The sequence below is a fragment of the Streptomyces sp. NBC_01016 genome (assembly GCF_026341035.1).
Taxonomy (GTDB): Bacteria; Actinomycetota; Actinomycetes; order Streptomycetales; family Streptomycetaceae; genus Streptomyces.
The window spans coordinates 5,126,545-5,142,193 of sequence record NZ_JAPEOQ010000001.1 but is presented as its reverse complement, the minus strand read 5'-3'; the positions used below and the strand labels follow the sequence as shown (position 1 = coordinate 5,142,193).

The window sequence follows — 15,649 nt, the reverse complement described above, 5'->3', positions numbered from 1 at the left end:
CGCCGTAGAATGGAATTGGTGATGCCAATGAATGAAACGCCGAGTTCTGGTGGCGGCGACTCCCGGCCGCGACGCGGAGGGAAGCCCGCCGAGGGGCAACCGGTCATCGACCGGGCCTTCGCCGTGCTCGGCACGTTCGACAGCGATCATCGTGCGCAGACGCTCGCCGAGCTCGCGCAGCGCAGCGATATCCCCCGCAGCAGCGCGCTGCGGCTCGCCCGGTCACTGGTGCACGCGGGTGCGCTGGAACGTCTCGACGACGGCCGCTACGTCGTGGGGCTGCGGCTGCTGGAGACCGCATCCCTGGCGCCGCGCGGGCACGGGCTGCGGTCCGTGGCCATGCCGTTCATGGAGGACCTCTTCCACGTCACGCGGCAGCACGTGCTGCTCGCCGTGCGCGAGGGCGAGGAGGCCGTGCTCGTCGAGCGGCTCTCGGCGCTCGACGCCAGCCCCGTGCGCTACCGCGTGGGAGGCCGCCTTCCGCTCGCGTCCACCGGCGCAGGACTGGTCCTGCTGGCGTTCGCCCCGCCGCCCGTCCAGGACCACGCCATCGCGACCTACGCCCCCGGCGGCGAGGGCCACGACGACATCTGCACCCCGGCCGACCTGCGGCGCATGCTGGCGGAGGTCCGGCGCGGCGACCACGCGTTCGGCCGTCAGAGCCGCCCGTGGCCGGTGACCACCGTGGCCGCGCCGGTGCGGCAGGGGGACGAGGTGGTGGCGGCGTTGTCGGTGGTGGCCCCCAGCACCGGCTTCGCGGAGGCGGGCTTTGGGCCTGCGGTGCGGGCGACGGCCCGGGCGATCTCGCGTCGACTTGACGAGGACGACCGGCGGACGACGCGCCCCGGCGACGCCGACACCGGTCCGTGAGGCTGAGGCCGGGACGGGTCGGGCCGGGCCGGGCCGGGCCGACGCGTGCCTGACCCCCACCGCGGCGGTTACCTAGCCCCTATCCGCCTCCAGCAACCTCCGTTAGGTACAAACCTAGACGTCCGCACCATCAACCTCAGCGAGCAGCCGGATCTGAGCGCACGCCCAGTCTCGTCCCGCACGCAGAGCCTCGTCGCCCCCGGCGTCGTCGTGCATGGTGGGCGCGTTGTCGCGTCCCTCCGAGCACCGTGACAGCCTCATCTCTTCTCCTTCGGCCGCCGGTTCCGCGCGCCGAAGCGCAGCCCATCCCTTCGGCCGAGGCCCTTCCGCGCTCCCGAGTCGGTCCTCGTTCTCAACCAGCGAGGCGTCCCGGCTCTTGCCTTGCGGGCGTACGCGGCGATCGTGGGTTCGGCGTCGGACGGGGCGGTGACGGTGTGAAGGGGCGGGCCGACCCTCCCGACGAACCGGCCGACCGGGCGCACCCGCTGGAGACGTCCGCCCCCCATTACCTTCTTCGTAGCCCCGCAACGGGGTTACCGGCCTTCGGAGTTGGCATGACTACCTCCCCTTGTCGAGATCATGGCCTGGGGGGTGGTGTCACCGGCTCCGGAGGCACTGACAGACCACTAATTAGGGGCATGACCACCGGCCTTTTCGCAGGTCGGGAGGCTCTTCGTAATGTGGATGTGGCGATCAGTGCCGTGGCGAGGCCGGGTGAACAGCACCGAAGGAACCATGACGTGATCGATACCAGCAGCATCGACGTCTACCTCGGACTGGACGTCGGCAAGGGCGAACACCACGCCACCGCACTCACCCCGACCGGCAAGAAGACCTTCGACCGACGGCTGCCCAACAGCGAGCCCAAACTCCGCGAGGTCTTCACCAAACTGCAGGCCAAGCACGGAACCGTCCTCGTCATCGTCGACCAGGTGGCCTCCATCGGAGCCCTGCCACTGGCCGTCGCCCGCGACCTGGGCTGCCACGTCGCCTACCTGCCCGGCCTGACCATGCGGCGGATCGCCGACCTCTATCCCGGCGAGGCCAAGACCGACGCGAAAGACGCGTTCATCATCGCCGACGCCGCCCGGGCCATGCCGCACACGCTGCGCTCGGTCGACCTCGACGACAACACGATCGCCGAACTCCAGATGATCGTCGGGTTCGACGACGACCTCGCCGCCGAGGCAAACCGCCTGGCCAACCGGCTCCGCGGCCTGTTCACCCAGATCCACCCACACCTCGAGCGGGTGATCGGCCCACGCATCCAGCATCCCGCGGTGCTCAGGCTATTGGATCAGTTCGGATCCCCAGCCCAGATCCGTAAGGCCGGACGCCGCCAGCTGATCACCTTGATCCGGCCGAAGGCACCGCGGATGGCCGAGCGACTGGTCGAGGACATCTTCGCCGCGCTCGACGAACAGACCGTCGTCGTTCCGGGCACCAACGCGGCCACGCTGATCGTCCCGAGCTTGGCCAACTCGCTCCAGGCCGTGCTCGACCAGCGCAAACTCCTGGCCCACCGGATCGAACAACTCCTGGAGGCACACCCTCTTTCCGAGGTCCTGATGTCCATGCCCGGCATAGGCATCAGGACCGGCGCCCGCATCCTCATCGACGTCGGTGACGGCACCAGCTTTCCCAGTGCCGCCCACCTCGCGGCCTACGCCGGCCTCGCCCCCGCGACCCGCAGCTCCGGGTCCTCGATCCGCGGCGAACATCCCTCACGCAGAGGAAACAAGCAGCTCAAACGCGCCTTCTTCCTCTCCGCTTTCGCAGCTCTGGCCGACCCTGCATCGCGGACCTATTACGACAAGAAGATCAAGGAGGGCAAGCACCACACCCAAGCCCTCCTCTGCCTCGCCCGCCGCCGAGCCGACGTCCTCTTCGCGATGCTCCGCGACGGCACCTACTACCAACCACCAACCCCGATCGCCCCTTGACCAGAGTCATAGGGACACCCCCCCATGGAGCGCGGAGTCGTCGGCGCGTACGTGGCAGTGGTCGGACCGGCCTCGGACGGCGACGCCGTCACGGTGAGAGGGGAGACGACCGTGACCGGAAGGTGCGGCGGTAGGCGTCCGGGGGCACCCCCACCGTCCGGTTGAAGTTGCGGCGCAGTGTCGTGGCCGTACCCATGCCGGTGGCGGCCGCGATGGTGTCGACCGTGTCGTCCGTGGTTTCCAGCAACTCCTGTGCGTGCCGGATCCGTTGGACGAGCAGCCACTGCAGCGGGGTGGCGCCGGTGACCGCCCTGAAGTGGCGCCCCAGGTGGCGGGAGCTCATCCCGGCCTGGCGCGCCAGGTCGTCCACGGTGAGCGGTTGGTCCAGGCGCCGCATCACCCACGGGAAGAGCCCGGCGAGTGGGTGGCTGTCGGGGGCCGGGACAGGCGTGGTGACGAACTGGGCCTGGCCGCCGTCCCGATGGGGCGGCACCACCAGGCGCCTGGCGAGGGTGTTGGCGACCGACGAGCCGTGGTCGAGGCGGACGAGGTGCAGGCACAAGTCCATGGCGGCGGCCTTGCCCGCGGACGTGAGCACGCGGCCGTTGTCCACGTAGAGGACGTCCGGGTCGACCTCCACCCGAGGATGACGCTCGGCCAGCACCTGGGTGTGGGCCCAGTGCGTGGTGGCCCGCTTGCCGTCGAGCAGGCCGGCCGCGGCCAGCACGAAAGCCCCCGTACACAGGGAGGCCACCCGCGCGCCCGCCTCATGGGCCGCGCGTACCGCGTCGACCAGCTCGGCCGGCGGATCCACGTCGATGTCGGCCCAGCCGGGGACGATCACGGTGTCGGCGCACGCGAGTTGATCGAAACCGTGGTTTGGCTCCAGCCGGAACCGCCCGGCCCGCACAGGACCCGGCCCGCAGACCGCGAGGTCGTACCAGGCGTCGGTCGGGACGACCGGGTTGGCGCCGAACACCTCGCAGGCCAGCGCCATCTCGAAGTGCAGCATTCCGTCGGTGACGGCCACAGCAACCGTAGTCATGTCCGGAATTGTACGGGCCATGTCGTTCCGGACACTCGTGCCGAGTGCCCTTCTCGACCAGGATCTTCCTTACAGAGCACGGCGGTTGAAGCATTCCACTTCATTCGGATACGTCGACGAGTACGAGGAGAACCCATGGGATCGGGCCAGGCGGTTACGGTGTTCGGCGCGTACGGGCACACCGGGCGGTTCGTTGTGGCGGAGCTGCGGACGCGTGGGTTCCGCCCGGTGCTGAGCGGCCGCGACGCCGACAAGCTGAAGACGTTGGCCTACGAGACCGGGTTCGACGCTCTCGACGTCCGCCCGGCGACCGTCGACGACCCGGCATCACTGGATCGCGCGCTGGCCGGCAGTGCTGCGGTCGTCAACTGCGCGGGCCCGTTCGCCACGACGGCCGCCCCGGTGATCGAGGCGGCGCTGCGGGCCGGTGTCCCGTATCTCGACGTGGCGGCCGAGATCGAGGCGAACATCGACACCTTCGCTCACTTCGCCGACCGGGCGCGGGACGCACACGCGGTGATCGTGCCGGCGATGGCCTTCTTCGGCGGCTTCGGCGACCTGCTGGCCACCGCGGCCATGGGCGACTGGACATCGGCCGACGAGGCGCACGTCGCGTACGGGCTGAGCAGCTGGCACCCCACGACCGGGACGCGCACCGCGGGTGCGGTGTCCCGGGAGCGGCGGGACGGTCGGCGCGTCCGCTACTCGGGCGGGCGCCTGGAACACCGCCACGACGCGGCGCCGACTCTGGAGTGGGACTTTCCCGCGCCGATGGGCCGCCGCGCCGTCGTCGGGGAGTTCACGATGGCCGACGTCGTGACGCTGCCCAGTCATCTGACCATCCCCGAGGTGCGCACCTACATGACCGTCGAGGCGGCCCGGGACATCGCCGCACCCGAGACGCCGACACCGGCGGCGGTCGACGAACACGGCCGCTCCGACCAGACGTTCGTCGTCGACGTCGTCGTCCGCTCGGGCGCCACGGAACGGCGCGCCGTGGCCCGCGGCCAGGACATCTACGCCGTCACCGCGCCACTGGTCGTGGAGGCGGTCGACCGCGTCCTCACCGGACGGGCCAGGACGGTCGGGGTCGCCTCCGCAGGCGAGCTCTTCGACGCCCCCGACTTCCTTCGGGCGCTGGCTCCGCACATCACCGTGGAACTGGGACGGTAACGGACAGGCGGGGGAACAGCGGCTGTGCTGCGGGCAGCAGCCCGTCGACCGGTGTCAGCTGTCCGGTGATCCGCATGGCCCGGCGCCTTCCGGCAGACGTCCACCAGCGCCGGCTCCCCGAGAACCGCCGGCGCGGAGGCGGGGACGACTCCGTCGCGAAAGCGGTGGACCATCGTCACGATGCGGTGGACGAGGTTTCCCGACCCACACCAACTGGCCTTCGCGGCTGGGCTCGCATCACCGACCAGGCCGCCTCCCCCGTTTGTACTTAACGGCGGTTGCCTAGCCCCTATAAACCTCCAACAACCGCAACCACACCTCACTGATCGTCGGATACGCCGGCACCGCATGCCACAGGCGGTCGATCGGGACCTCGCCCGCGATGGCGATCGTTGCCGAGTGGATGAGTTCGCCGACCGCCGGGCCGACGAATGTGACGCCCAGGAGGATCTCGCGGTCGAGGTCGACGATCATGCGGGCGCGGCCCGTGTAGCCGTCGGCGTAGAGGCCGGAGCCGGCCACGTTGGCCATGTCGTAGTCGATCGCGCGGACGCGGTGGCCCGCTGCCTCCGCCTCGGCGAGGGTGAGGCCCGCGCTCGCGGCCTCGGGGTCGGTGAAGACGACCTGTGGGACCGCGTCGTGGTCGGCCGTCGCGGCGTGGGCGCCCCAGCGGTCGGTCTCCAGGAGCGGGACGCCCGAGGCGCGGGCGGTGATCGCGGCGCCGGCGATGCGGGCCTGGTATTTGCCTTGGTGGGTGAGGAGGGCGCGGTGGTTGGCGTCGCCGACCGCGTAGAGCCAGGTGCTCTCCTTCACCCTCAACGAGTCGTCGACCTCCAGCCAGGAGCCCGGTTTCAGGCCCACCGTCTCCAGGCCGATGTCGTCCGTGCGCGGCGCGCGGCCCGTCGCGAAGAGGATCTCGTCGGCCTCGAGGGTCGTGCCGTCGTCGAGGGTTGCTGTGACCGTTCCCGCGGGCGTCCTCTCCACCGATGCCACCGAGGTTCCCGTGCGGAGTTCCGCGCCCGCCTCGCGCAGCGCGTCCGCGACCAGCTCGCCGGCGAAGGGCTCCATGCGGTCCAGGAGGCCGCTGCCGCGTACGAGCAGCGTGACCTGCGAGCCGAGTGCCTGCCAGGCCGTGGCCATCTCGGTGGCGACCACGCCGCCGCCGACCACAATGAGGCGGCCCGGCACCCGGTCCGCGCTCGTGGCCTCCCGGCTGGTCCACGGCTTGACCGCGTCGAGGCCCGGGAGTGGCGGCAGGGCGGCGCGGGTTCCCGTGCAGACGGCGACCGCGTGGCGTGCCGTGAGCGTCGTCACCGTGCCGTCCTCGGCGGTGACCGTGACGCTGCGCGGTCCGTCGAGGCGGCCGTGGCCGCGGTACAGGTCGATGCCGATGGACTCCAGCCAGCCGACCTGGCCGTCGTCCTTCCAGTGAGAGGTGTAGTCGTCGCGGTGCGCGAGGACCGCCGGGGCGTCGAGCGGGCCCTGCACCGCCTGGCGCAGGCCCGGCACCCGGCGGGCGTCGGCGCGGGCGATCACCGGGCGGAGCAGCGCCTTGCTGGGCATGCACGCCCAGTACGAGCACTCACCTCCGACGAGCTCGCTCTCCACGATGGCGGCGCTCAGTCCCCCGGCTCGCGCGCGGTCGGCGACGTTCTCGCCGACGGGTCCGGCTCCGAGCACTACGACGTCGTACGCGATGGCTTCGGTCATACGCGCCAGTGTCTCAGTGTGGTCGGATGTGTGCGTGCCGAGCACATGGGTACGAGCGCGGAATACGTCCGACATCCGGACGGTTGTGCACAGCGGCTTTGCCCCCGACGGCTTCGCCCCGAACCCCGGAAGCAGGAAGAGGGAAAACACCATGAGCAGCACCACCACGGAGCTGACCAAGGAGAACTTCGATCAGACGGTCACGGAGAACGAGTTCGTACTGATCGACTTCTGGGCTGACTGGTGCGGGCCTTGCAAGCAGTTCGCCCCGGTCTACGAGGAGGCCGCTGAGGCCAATCCGGACCTGGTGTTCGGCAAGGTCGACACCGAGGCGCAGCCGGAGCTTGCCGCCGCTTTCGGGATCCAGTCGATCCCGACGCTGATGATCGTGCGTGACCAGGTTGCCGTGTTCGCGCAGCCGGGGGCGCTGCCGAAGGAGGCACTCGAGGACGTCATCGGCCAGGCCCGCAAGCTGGACATGGACGAGGTCCGTGCGTCGGTCGCCGAGCAGCAGGCGAAGGCCGAGCAGGAGGGCCAGGGGCAGGGGCAGGGTCAGGAGGGCTGAGACTCTTCCTCCCCCCTCCCTCTGTCACTCGATTGAACCCGAGGCGGTCGCCTTTTTGGCGGCCGCCTCGCGGCATGTCCGCGGCCTTGCCGGTGGGGCGTGCGCGTCAGGCCGACTCGCGTGCCACCAGTGTCACCGCCAGCGCCTCGCACGGTTCCGGCTCCGTGTCCTCCTCCGGGGCCCTGACCAGGCGGTCCACCAGTTCGGCGAGCTCCCGGCCCGAGGGCAGGTCGAGGCGCACCGTGCTCAGGCGGGGGCGCAACAGTCGGCCCAGCATCAGGTCGTCCGCGCCCATCACGGCGACGTCGCCGGGGATGTCGACGCCCGCGTCCTGCAGCGCGCGCATCAGCAGCATGGCGTACTCGTCGTTGTACGCGAACACGGCCTGGAGCCCCAACTCGCTTACCTGCGCTGCGGCTTGGGACGCGTCCTGCTCGTCGTACGCGAGGGGCAGCGGGACCGTCTCCGCGCCCGCCTCGCGTACGCCCTCAAGGCGCGGCACCGCGAACATGTCGAGGCCCGTCTCCTTCGGCATGACGACGCCGATACGCCGGCGGCCACCGTTCAGGAGATGCGCGGCGGCGACGCGGCCGACCTCCCGGTGGTCCGTGAGCAGGGCGTGCGCGCCCTCGACCGGCTCCGGGCCGAGCGTGATGACGGCACGGGCCCCGGAGCGGCGGAGCACGGCGATGCCGTCGGGTCCCATTCCGACCGGGCCCAGCACGGCGACGGGGCGCAGCTCGGCCCAGGCGCGCGCGGCGTCGTCGCCGCTGAGGCCCACGCTGCCGTACTGCACGACGGTGTAGTCGAGGCGGCTCAGCGCCCACTGGAGTTCGTTGAGGAAGGCGCTGTACAGAGGCCCGATCGGCACGTCGGGGGTGGGCACGAGGACGATCCGGGTGTGTCCCGCGCGCAGGCTGCGGGCGGCGGCGTGCGGGACGTAGCCGAGTTCCTTGGCGGCCGCGTGGACGCGCCGCCGGGTCGGCTCGCTGATGCGGACCGCGCTCGTGTTGTTGAGCACGTAGCTGACGGTGGCGCGCGAGACCCCGGCGAGGCGTGCGACGTCGGCACTCGTGGGCAGGGCGCCGGACGCGGCCTTGTGGGGCGCGGACGGCTGGGCGGACTGCTGCTTCGGTATCTGCACCATGACGTACGGCATCCTTGCAGACGCCGCCCAGCGGCTTCGGCTACCCCCTGCCCCCAGCCCCTACTCCTGGCTCAGCCCCGCGCCAAGGTCCTCCACAGCTTCGGGTCCTCGAAGTTCAGCGCCCACAGGACCGTGTTCCGTACGCCGTACTTCCGCAGGACCGGGAGGTGTGCGGCGGTGCCGGCGGCGTCCTGGTACCAGACGGTGCGGCGGGTCGCCTTCTTGCCCTTGCCCTCCTTGTACGTGAAGTGGGGGGTGCGGGACTCCGGGTCGAGGGCGTAACGGGCGCCGACCTTGCGGCGCAGCACCTCGGCGGACCTCGACGTGACGTGCCGGGCGCGGTGCTTGCCGCCGCCGTGGGGGCCGCCGACCTTCCAGTTCCAGCCGTACGCGGGCAGCCCCATCTCCAGTTTGGCGCGCGGGACTTGGGTGGTGGCGCGGGAAAGGATCTCGTCGTACCACTGGGGCGAGGCCAGCGGTCCCGGCTTGCCCTCAGCGGAGTGCAGGTTGTACGCCATGATCCGCACCCGGTCGGCGGCGGCGCCCAGCTTCCGGTAGTCCCAGATGCGGCCCGTCGAACGGGTCTTGGGCATCACGGTCAGGAAGCACTTCTTGCCGGAGGCGTGCAGGCGCGCGCAGAGTTGGGTGGCGAAGGTGGTGTAACCGGCGCGCACCGCACGGTACTTGTCGTCGGGGGCGGTGGCGATCGACTCGTAGTCGATGTCGAGCCCGTCGTAGGCGCGGCTGCGGACGACGTCGAGGAGCGCGTCGATGTGGCGGGTGCGGGACTTCTTGTTGTTCAGGACCTTGGCCAAGGCGCTCGGCTTCATCGTCTCCATGACCGTGGGGACGACCTGGATGCCGCGGGCGTGCAGTCCGTTGATGATGCGGCGCTCGCCCGCGCCGGTGTGGCCGGCGACGCGGGCCGCGGATTTCGTCTCGTACCAGAAGGGGCTGATGGTGCGGATCTGCGCTGCGTGGTCGAGGGCGTTCTGGTAGGCGGCCTCCTGGTCCCAGTACGGGAGCCAGGCGGAGACGGTGCGCGGGGGCGCGGCCTCGGATGCGGCGGGCCCGGCGGGCGCCGCGGCGGTGAGGGCGAGGGTCCCCGCGAGGACGCTGAGGACGGTGGTGTGACGTCGTTTCATGGGGCGAGCCTGCGGCCCATCCGGCGTACCCGCCGCAGGGATTGGGCCGGTCGGCGTCTAACGTGACCCGCGTGACTGCCTATACGGATGACCATGCATACGAACACCCCGGCCGCGGCGGCGCGACGGCCACGGTGGAGGCCGAGCCGACACGGGTCGGCGCGGTGCGCACCGAGTACGCGCCCGCGCACGACGGCGACCCGGATCCCGGCGAGATCGTGTGGACCTGGGTGCCGTACGAGGAGAACGACGGGCGCGGCAAGGACCGCCCGGTGCTCGTGGTCGCCCGGGAGGCGGCCGGCACCCTGCTGGCGGTTCAGCTGTCCAGCAAGCGGCACGACGGCGACCGCGAGTGGGTGGCGCTCGGCTCCGGCCCCTGGGACAGGGACGGCCGGGACTCGTGGGTGGACCTCGACCGCGTGCTGCGCGTGCACGAGAAGGGGATGCGCCGCGAGGCCTGCGCCCTGGACCGCGGCCGGTTCAACACGGTGGTGCTGCGGCTGCGGGAGCGCTACGGCTGGCGCTGATCCGTCGGGCCGACGCCTCTCGGGCTGAGGCGGGCCGGGCCGAAGGCGCGCTCGAACGCGGAGCGGGTGGCCGCGCCCTTCGTCCGGTCGAGAACGGCGAACACGACCTGCTCGAAGCGGTCCGCGAAACGCCCTTCGAGCGGGGCGCGGAAGGCCTCGGCCACCTGCCCCGGATCGTTGCGGAACACCCCGCAGCCCCAGGCCCCGAGGACGAGCCGCCGGTACCCCTCGGCCCCGGCGACCTCCAGCACGCGCTCGGCGCGCGCGGCCAGGGCCGCGGGTATCTCGTGCACCCGCTCCGGGGTGCGCTGCGCGATCACTCCCGCGTTCGGCGCGGGTGACGTCAGGAAGCCGGCCTCGAACGGCGCGTCGAGCAGCCGGCCCTGGTCGTCACGGAACACCGGGACGGCCGGCGCGTGAATGACCCGGTCGCTGTAGAAGGCGTCGCGGTGCTCGCGGTGGTGGGCGTAGAACTGGGGCACCTCGATGAGGCACGTGTACAGCGCGGAGCAACGACAGAGCGCCTCTTCCTGGGCCTGCGCCCCGTTGAGATAGCCGCCTCCGGGGTTGCGCGCCGAGGCGAAGTTCAGGACCGCCACCGGCTGCGGCCGCTCCCCCACCATGCGCCGTGCCGCCTCCAGGCTGCTCTCGCCCGTGACCTCGACGTTCTTCCGGTCCACGGGCGGCATCGGTGGCACGGGCACAGGGTCGGGCCCGTACATCCTGGTGCCCGCCCGCGCCCGCTCCACCGCGGCGCCGATCGTCACCACGCGGCCCCCGTCGCCCGCGTACTCCCCCGAGTCGACGATCTTCTCCGTGCTCCGCGCGAGCTCGCGCAGTCGTGCGCTCACGCCGCGTCCCCCGTCGTCTCCCCCGTCGTGTTCATGAATCCATCGTGTACGCACAGTGACTGCTCGGGCAACAGGTTTTCGCCGTGCCCGGACAAGTGCCGGACAAGTCCCGGACAAGTCCCGGGGATGTCCAGAGGCACTCTTGTGCGAGCCGCCCGAACCGTCTTGGGTGGAGGGTCTGCATCGCCCGGAAGGGGCCCGAACCACGGGCCGAATCGACGGCATGGCCCCCACCAGGGACCATGGAGAACGTGCGAACCAGGAGGAATCCCCCCATGAGCGAGGGAGACTGTACGGCGTTCGGTGAGCTGGTCACCGAGGCCGAGGCGGAGGCTCTGGTACGGGGCATCTGCTTCAAAACCGGACCACCGCGCAAGGTCGGGGTCGAGCTGGAATGGATCGTGCACGAGCCGCGGCCCCTGCTGAAGCCGTGGCACCCCTTACCACCCGAACGACTCGATGCGGCGTACGTCGCACTGCGCGCCCTGCCTCTGAGCTCGGCGCTCACCGTGGAACCCGGCGGGCAGCTGGAACTCAGTTCGCTCCCCGCCTCCTCCCTCACCGAATGCGTCTCGGCCATGCGGGCCGACCTGACCGCCGTGCGCGCCGCGCTCCGCGGCCACGGACTCACCCTGTCGGGACACGGCACCGACCCGTGGCTCCCCCCGCGGCGCGTTCTCCATCAACCCCGTTACGACGCCCTGGAGGCGTCACTCGACCGTGCCGGGCCCGCCGGGCGCTCCATGATGTGCTCGTCCGCGTCCGTGCAGGTGTGTCTGGACGCGGGGCACGAGGAGCCGGGCCCGCAGGGGCTCGGCAGGCGCTGGCGGCTCGCGCATCTGCTGGGCGCGGTCCTGGTGGCCGCGTTCGCCAACTCGCCGATGCTGTCCGGGCGCCCGACCGGCTGGCGCTCCACGCGGCAGTTGCTGTGGGAGCGGATCGACGTGGGCCGTTCCGGCGGCGTACCCCTCGACTTCGATCCGCGCGAGGCATGGGCACGGCACGTGCTCGACGCGCCCGTGATGTGCGTGCGTGCCGAGGACGGGCCGTGGCAGGTGCCGGACGGGCTGACCTTCCGCGAGTGGGCGCGCACGGGTGAGCCGCGGCCGCCCGCCCACTCGGATCTCGACTACCACCTGACCACCCTCTTCCCGCCCGTGCGCCCGCGCGGACACCTCGAACTGCGCATGATCGACGCGCAGTCGGGCGACGACGGGTGGCTGGTGCCGCTCGCCGTCACCACCGCCCTGTTCGACGACCCGCAGGCCGCCGAGACCGCGTACCGCGCGGTCAAGCCGCTCGCGGAGCGCGCGGGCCCGCAGCCCGCTCCGCACAACCCGCTGTGGCACGACGCGGCGCGGCTCGGCCTCACCGATCCCGAGCTGCGCGAGGCCGCCACGGCCTGCTTCACGACAGCGCTGGAAGCACTGCCGAGGATCGGCGCGGGCCCGGACGTGCGGCAGGCGGTCGCGGACTTCACGCGCCGCTATGTCGTCCGCGGCCGCTGCCCCGCCGACGACGTGCTCGACCAGCTCACGCGACAACCCGCTCAGGGGAGGACGGTCCGGTCATGACCGCTGAGGAGAATGTCACCACGGACCCGGAGGCGCTTCGCGGCCGCGCCGCGGACGCACTCGAGGCCGCCCGGCGCCGCACGACACTGCTGACGAGCTGTGTCGACGAGGGCGAACTCACCGCCCAGCACTCGCCGTTGATGTCACCGCTCGTCTGGGATCTCGCGCACATCGGGAACCAGGAGGAGCAGTGGCTGCTGCGCGCGGTCGCGGGACAGGAGGCGATCCGCCCCGAGATCGACCCGCTGTACGACGCCTTCGAGCACCCGCGCTCGGAGCGCCCGAGCCTGCCGCTGCTCGCGCCGCATGAGGCGCGCGGCTATGCGGCGGACGTCCGCGGGCGCGCCTTCGATGTGCTGGAGAAGGCCTCGTTCGAGCCGGAGGGGACGCGGAGCCTCACCCGCTCGGGCTTCGCCTTCGGAATGATCGCCCAGCACGAACAGCAGCACGACGAGACGATGCTGATCACGCATCAGCTGAGGAAGGGCGGCGCGGCGCTCACCGCGCCCGACCCGGAGCCCCGGGCGCGTCCGTACGACGGTCCCGCCGAAGTCCTCGTCCCCGGCGGGCCGTTCACGATGGGCACGACGGCCGAACCGTGGGCCCTGGACAACGAGCGTCCCGCGCACACCCGCCTGGTTCCGCCGTTCCACATCGACACGACGCCGGTGACGAACGCCGCGTACATGGAGTTCGTCGAGGAGGGCGGCTACCGGGAGGAGCGCTGGTGGGCGCCGGCCGGCTGGGCGATGGTGCGCGAGCACGACTTCGAGGCGCCGCTGTTCTGGCGCCGCGAGGGCGGGCAGTGGCTGCGCAGGCGGTTCGGGGTGACCGAGCCCGTGCCGCCGGACGAGCCGGTGCTGCACGTGAGCTGGTACGAGGCCGACGCCTATGCGCGGTGGGCGGGGCGCCGCCTGCCGAGCGAGGAGGAGTGGGAGAAGGCGGCCCGCCACCACCCGGCCTCGGGCCGTTCGATGCGCTACCCGTGGGGTGACACGGACCCGACGCCTGACCGCGCGAACCTGGGCCAGCGCCACCTGCGGCCCGCCCCGGCCGGCAGCTATGAACTCGGCGAATCCCCGCTCGGCGTACGGCAGTTGATGGGCGACGTGTGGGAGTGGACGTCGAGCGACTTCCTGCCCTACCCGGGGTTCGTGGCGTATCCGTACCGCGAGTATTCGGAAGTATTCTTCGGGTCCGACCACAAGGTGCTGCGTGGTGGTTCGTTCGCCGTGGACGTGGTGGCGTGCCGGGGCACGTTCCGCAACTGGGACCATCCGATCCGCCGGCAGATCTTCTCCGGGTTCCGCACGGCGTGCGACGCCGAGCCACTGGAGCGTGCCTGATGTGCCGTCATCTTGCCTATCTGGGGCCGCCGGTACCGCTCGGCGAGGTCGTCGACGCGCCGCCGCACAGCCTGTTCCGGCAGTCCTGGGCGCCGCGCAGGCAGCGCCACGGCACGGTCAACGCCGATGGTTTCGGGGTGGGTTGGTACGCGGACGGCGACCCGGTGCCCGCCCGCTACCGCCGTGCCGGACCCATCTGGGGCGACGCGGCCTACCAGGACCTGGCCCGCGTGGTCCGCTCCGGTGCGCTGCTCGCGGCGGTCCGTGACGCGACGCTCGCCGGGGCGGACGGGGAGGCGGCAGCGGCCCCGTACGCGACCGGGCCCTGGCTGTTCAGCCACAACGGGGCGGTACCGGGCTGGCCGCAGTCCCTGACCTCTCTGACACCCACCCTGCCGCCGACGGACCTGCTCTCCATGGAGGCCCGCTGCGACGCGGCGTTCCTGTGGGCGCTCGTCCTGCACCGGCTGCGGGCGGGCGACGAGGAGGCGCAGGCGCTCGCCGACACCACCCTGGAGATCGCCGAGGCGGCGCCCACCGCCCGCCTCAACTTCCTGCTCACCAACGGCGAGACGATCACCGCCACGGCCTGGGGCGACACCCTTTGGTACCGCACCGAGCCGGGCCGCTCCGTCGTCGTCGCCTCCGAGCCCTACGACGACGATCCGCACTGGATCGAGGTCCCCGACCGCACGCTGCTCGCGGCGAGCCGCACCGACGTCCTGTTGACCCCGCTCAAGGAGCCCTCCGCGTGAGCCCGTTCCGCATGACCCGCACCCTGCCCGAGGACGCCACCGACGCAGCCCTTCGGGCCGACGTCCAGCACGGCCTGACCAGCTCCCCGAAGACACTGCCGCCCAAGTGGTTCTACGACGCGCGCGGCAGCGAACTCTTCGACGAGATCACCCAGTTGCCCGAGTACTACCCGACCCGCGCCGAGCGCGAGATCCTGATCGCGCGCGCCCACGAGATCGCCGCGGCGACCGGTGCGCGCACGCTCGTCGAGCTGGGCTCCGGCTCGTCCGACAAGACGCGCCACCTCCTGGACGCGCTCACCGACCTCACGACGTACGTTCCCGTGGACGTGAGCGAGAGCGCGCTGCGCGGCGCGGCGGACACGCTCCTCGCCGAGCGGCCCGCGCTCGACATCCACGCCATGGTCGCCGACTTCACGGCCTCGTTGGAGCTGCCGGAGACACCCGGGCCGCGCCTGGTCGCGTTCCTCGGCGGCACGATCGGCAATCTGCTGCCGGACGAGCGGTCGGCCTTCCTGACGGCGGTGCGCGGCCTGCTCTCCCCCGGCGACTTCTTCCTCCTCGGCACGGACCTGGTCAAGGACGAGGTGACGCTGGTGGCGGCGTACGACGACGCGGCGGGCGTCACGGCCGCGTTCAACAAGAACGTGCTGTCCGTGATGGACCGCGAGCTCGGCGCCGATTTCCGTCCCGACGCGTTCGAGCACGTCGCCCTGTGGAACGCCGAGTGCGAGTGGATCGAGATGCGGCTGCGCTCCACCACGGCGCAGACCGTGAAGATCCCGGCCCTCGACCTCGAGGTCGACTTCGCGGCGGGCGAGGAGGTGCGCACGGAGGTCTCGGCGAAGTTCCGCCAGGAGGGCGTGAAGGCGGAACTTCACGACGTGGGCCTTGAGTTGGGCCACTGGTGGACGGACGAGGAGGGAAGGTTCGCGCTGTCCTTGAGCAGGGCGTCGGCCGGACCCTTCTAGGCGGGGCCCTTCTGGACGGGGCTCTTC

General features: G+C 71.6%; 14 protein-coding genes. 9 read left to right on the top strand and 5 right to left on the bottom strand.

The features are described 5' to 3' along the window. The first annotated feature begins 21 nt into the window (after window positions 1-21). Window positions 22-870: an IclR family transcriptional regulator gene (locus OG746_RS23065; RefSeq protein ID WP_266717429.1), complete on the top strand. Its 849-nt coding sequence runs from the start codon at window positions 22-24 to the stop codon at window positions 868-870. A 740-nt stretch (window positions 871-1,610) separates the two neighbouring features. Further along, a complete protein-coding gene (locus tag OG746_RS23060) occupies window positions 1,611-2,813 on the top strand; it encodes an IS110 family RNA-guided transposase (protein ID WP_266717428.1) in 1,203 nt (400 codons plus the stop codon). 88 nt (window positions 2,814-2,901) lie between these two features. Here the strand turns inward: OG746_RS23060 and OG746_RS23055 are convergent, their stop codons facing one another. After that, window positions 2,902-3,858 (bottom strand): helix-turn-helix domain-containing protein, encoded by a 957-nt coding sequence (locus OG746_RS23055; RefSeq protein ID WP_266717426.1) that lies wholly within the window; start codon window positions 3,856-3,858, stop codon window positions 2,902-2,904. A gap of 135 nt (window positions 3,859-3,993) precedes the next feature. On the opposite strand from OG746_RS23055, the gene OG746_RS23050 reads away from it, so the two are divergent. Beyond that, the gene (locus OG746_RS23050; RefSeq protein ID WP_266717424.1) at window positions 3,994-5,031 is read left to right on the top strand and encodes a saccharopine dehydrogenase family protein; all 1,038 of its coding nucleotides are present in this window, start codon (window positions 3,994-3,996) and stop codon (window positions 5,029-5,031) included. 282 nt (window positions 5,032-5,313) lie between these two features. Here OG746_RS23050 and OG746_RS23045 read toward each other — a convergent pair whose 3' ends face one another. Continuing rightward, complete coding sequence (locus OG746_RS23045; protein WP_266717422.1) at window positions 5,314-6,741, bottom strand: dihydrolipoyl dehydrogenase family protein; 1,428 nt, start codon at window positions 6,739-6,741, stop codon at window positions 5,314-5,316. Between the two features lie 151 nt (window positions 6,742-6,892). Here OG746_RS23045 and trxA point away from each other — a divergent pair, with 151 nt between their 5' ends. Then, complete coding sequence (gene trxA, locus OG746_RS23040) at window positions 6,893-7,306, top strand: thioredoxin (protein WP_266717420.1); 414 nt, start codon at window positions 6,893-6,895, stop codon at window positions 7,304-7,306. A gap of 106 nt (window positions 7,307-7,412) precedes the next feature. Here trxA and OG746_RS23035 read toward each other — a convergent pair whose 3' ends face one another. Together OG746_RS23035 and OG746_RS23030 are read right to left on the bottom strand one after the other, a co-directional pair. Next, window positions 7,413-8,453, bottom strand: coding sequence for a LacI family DNA-binding transcriptional regulator (locus OG746_RS23035; RefSeq protein ID WP_266717419.1), 1,041 nt, complete (start codon window positions 8,451-8,453; stop codon window positions 7,413-7,415). Between the two features lie 71 nt (window positions 8,454-8,524). Continuing rightward, the gene (locus OG746_RS23030; RefSeq protein ID WP_266717418.1) at window positions 8,525-9,598 is read right to left on the bottom strand and encodes a glycosyl hydrolase family 18 protein; all 1,074 of its coding nucleotides are present in this window, start codon (window positions 9,596-9,598) and stop codon (window positions 8,525-8,527) included. Between the two features lie 71 nt (window positions 9,599-9,669). Between OG746_RS23030 and OG746_RS23025 the strand changes: the two genes are divergently transcribed. Next, window positions 9,670-10,125 (top strand): type II toxin-antitoxin system PemK/MazF family toxin, encoded by a 456-nt coding sequence (locus tag OG746_RS23025; RefSeq protein ID WP_266717416.1) that lies wholly within the window; start codon window positions 9,670-9,672, stop codon window positions 10,123-10,125. Here the strand turns inward: OG746_RS23025 and OG746_RS23020 are convergent. Further along, window positions 10,110-10,976, bottom strand: a complete 867-nt coding sequence (locus OG746_RS23020; RefSeq protein WP_266717414.1) for a TIGR02452 family protein — start codon at window positions 10,974-10,976, stop codon at window positions 10,110-10,112. The genes OG746_RS23025 and OG746_RS23020 overlap by 16 nt on opposite strands. A 275-nt stretch (window positions 10,977-11,251) precedes the next feature. On the opposite strand from OG746_RS23020, the gene egtA reads away from it, so the two are divergent. Genes egtA through egtD form a run of 4 tightly spaced genes read left to right on the top strand, consistent with a single transcriptional unit; the run spans window position 11,252 to window position 15,622 of the window. Then, on the top strand, window positions 11,252-12,550 hold the full coding sequence (egtA, locus tag OG746_RS23015) for an ergothioneine biosynthesis glutamate--cysteine ligase EgtA (RefSeq protein ID WP_266717412.1): 1,299 nt from the start codon (window positions 11,252-11,254) through the stop codon (window positions 12,548-12,550). After that, entirely contained in the window at window positions 12,547-13,896 is a 1,350-nt protein-coding gene (egtB, locus tag OG746_RS23010; RefSeq protein WP_266717410.1) for an ergothioneine biosynthesis protein EgtB, read from the top strand. The genes egtA and egtB overlap by 4 nt, the downstream gene beginning before the upstream one ends. Then, entirely contained in the window at window positions 13,896-14,651 is a 756-nt protein-coding gene (gene egtC / locus OG746_RS23005) for an ergothioneine biosynthesis protein EgtC (RefSeq protein ID WP_266717409.1), read from the top strand. The genes egtB and egtC overlap by 1 nt, the downstream gene beginning before the upstream one ends. Beyond that, entirely contained in the window at window positions 14,648-15,622 is a 975-nt protein-coding gene (egtD, locus tag OG746_RS23000; RefSeq protein ID WP_266717408.1) for an L-histidine N(alpha)-methyltransferase, read from the top strand. Before egtC ends, egtD begins: the two co-directional genes overlap by 4 nt. The last annotated feature ends 27 nt before the right edge of the window (window positions 15,623-15,649 follow it).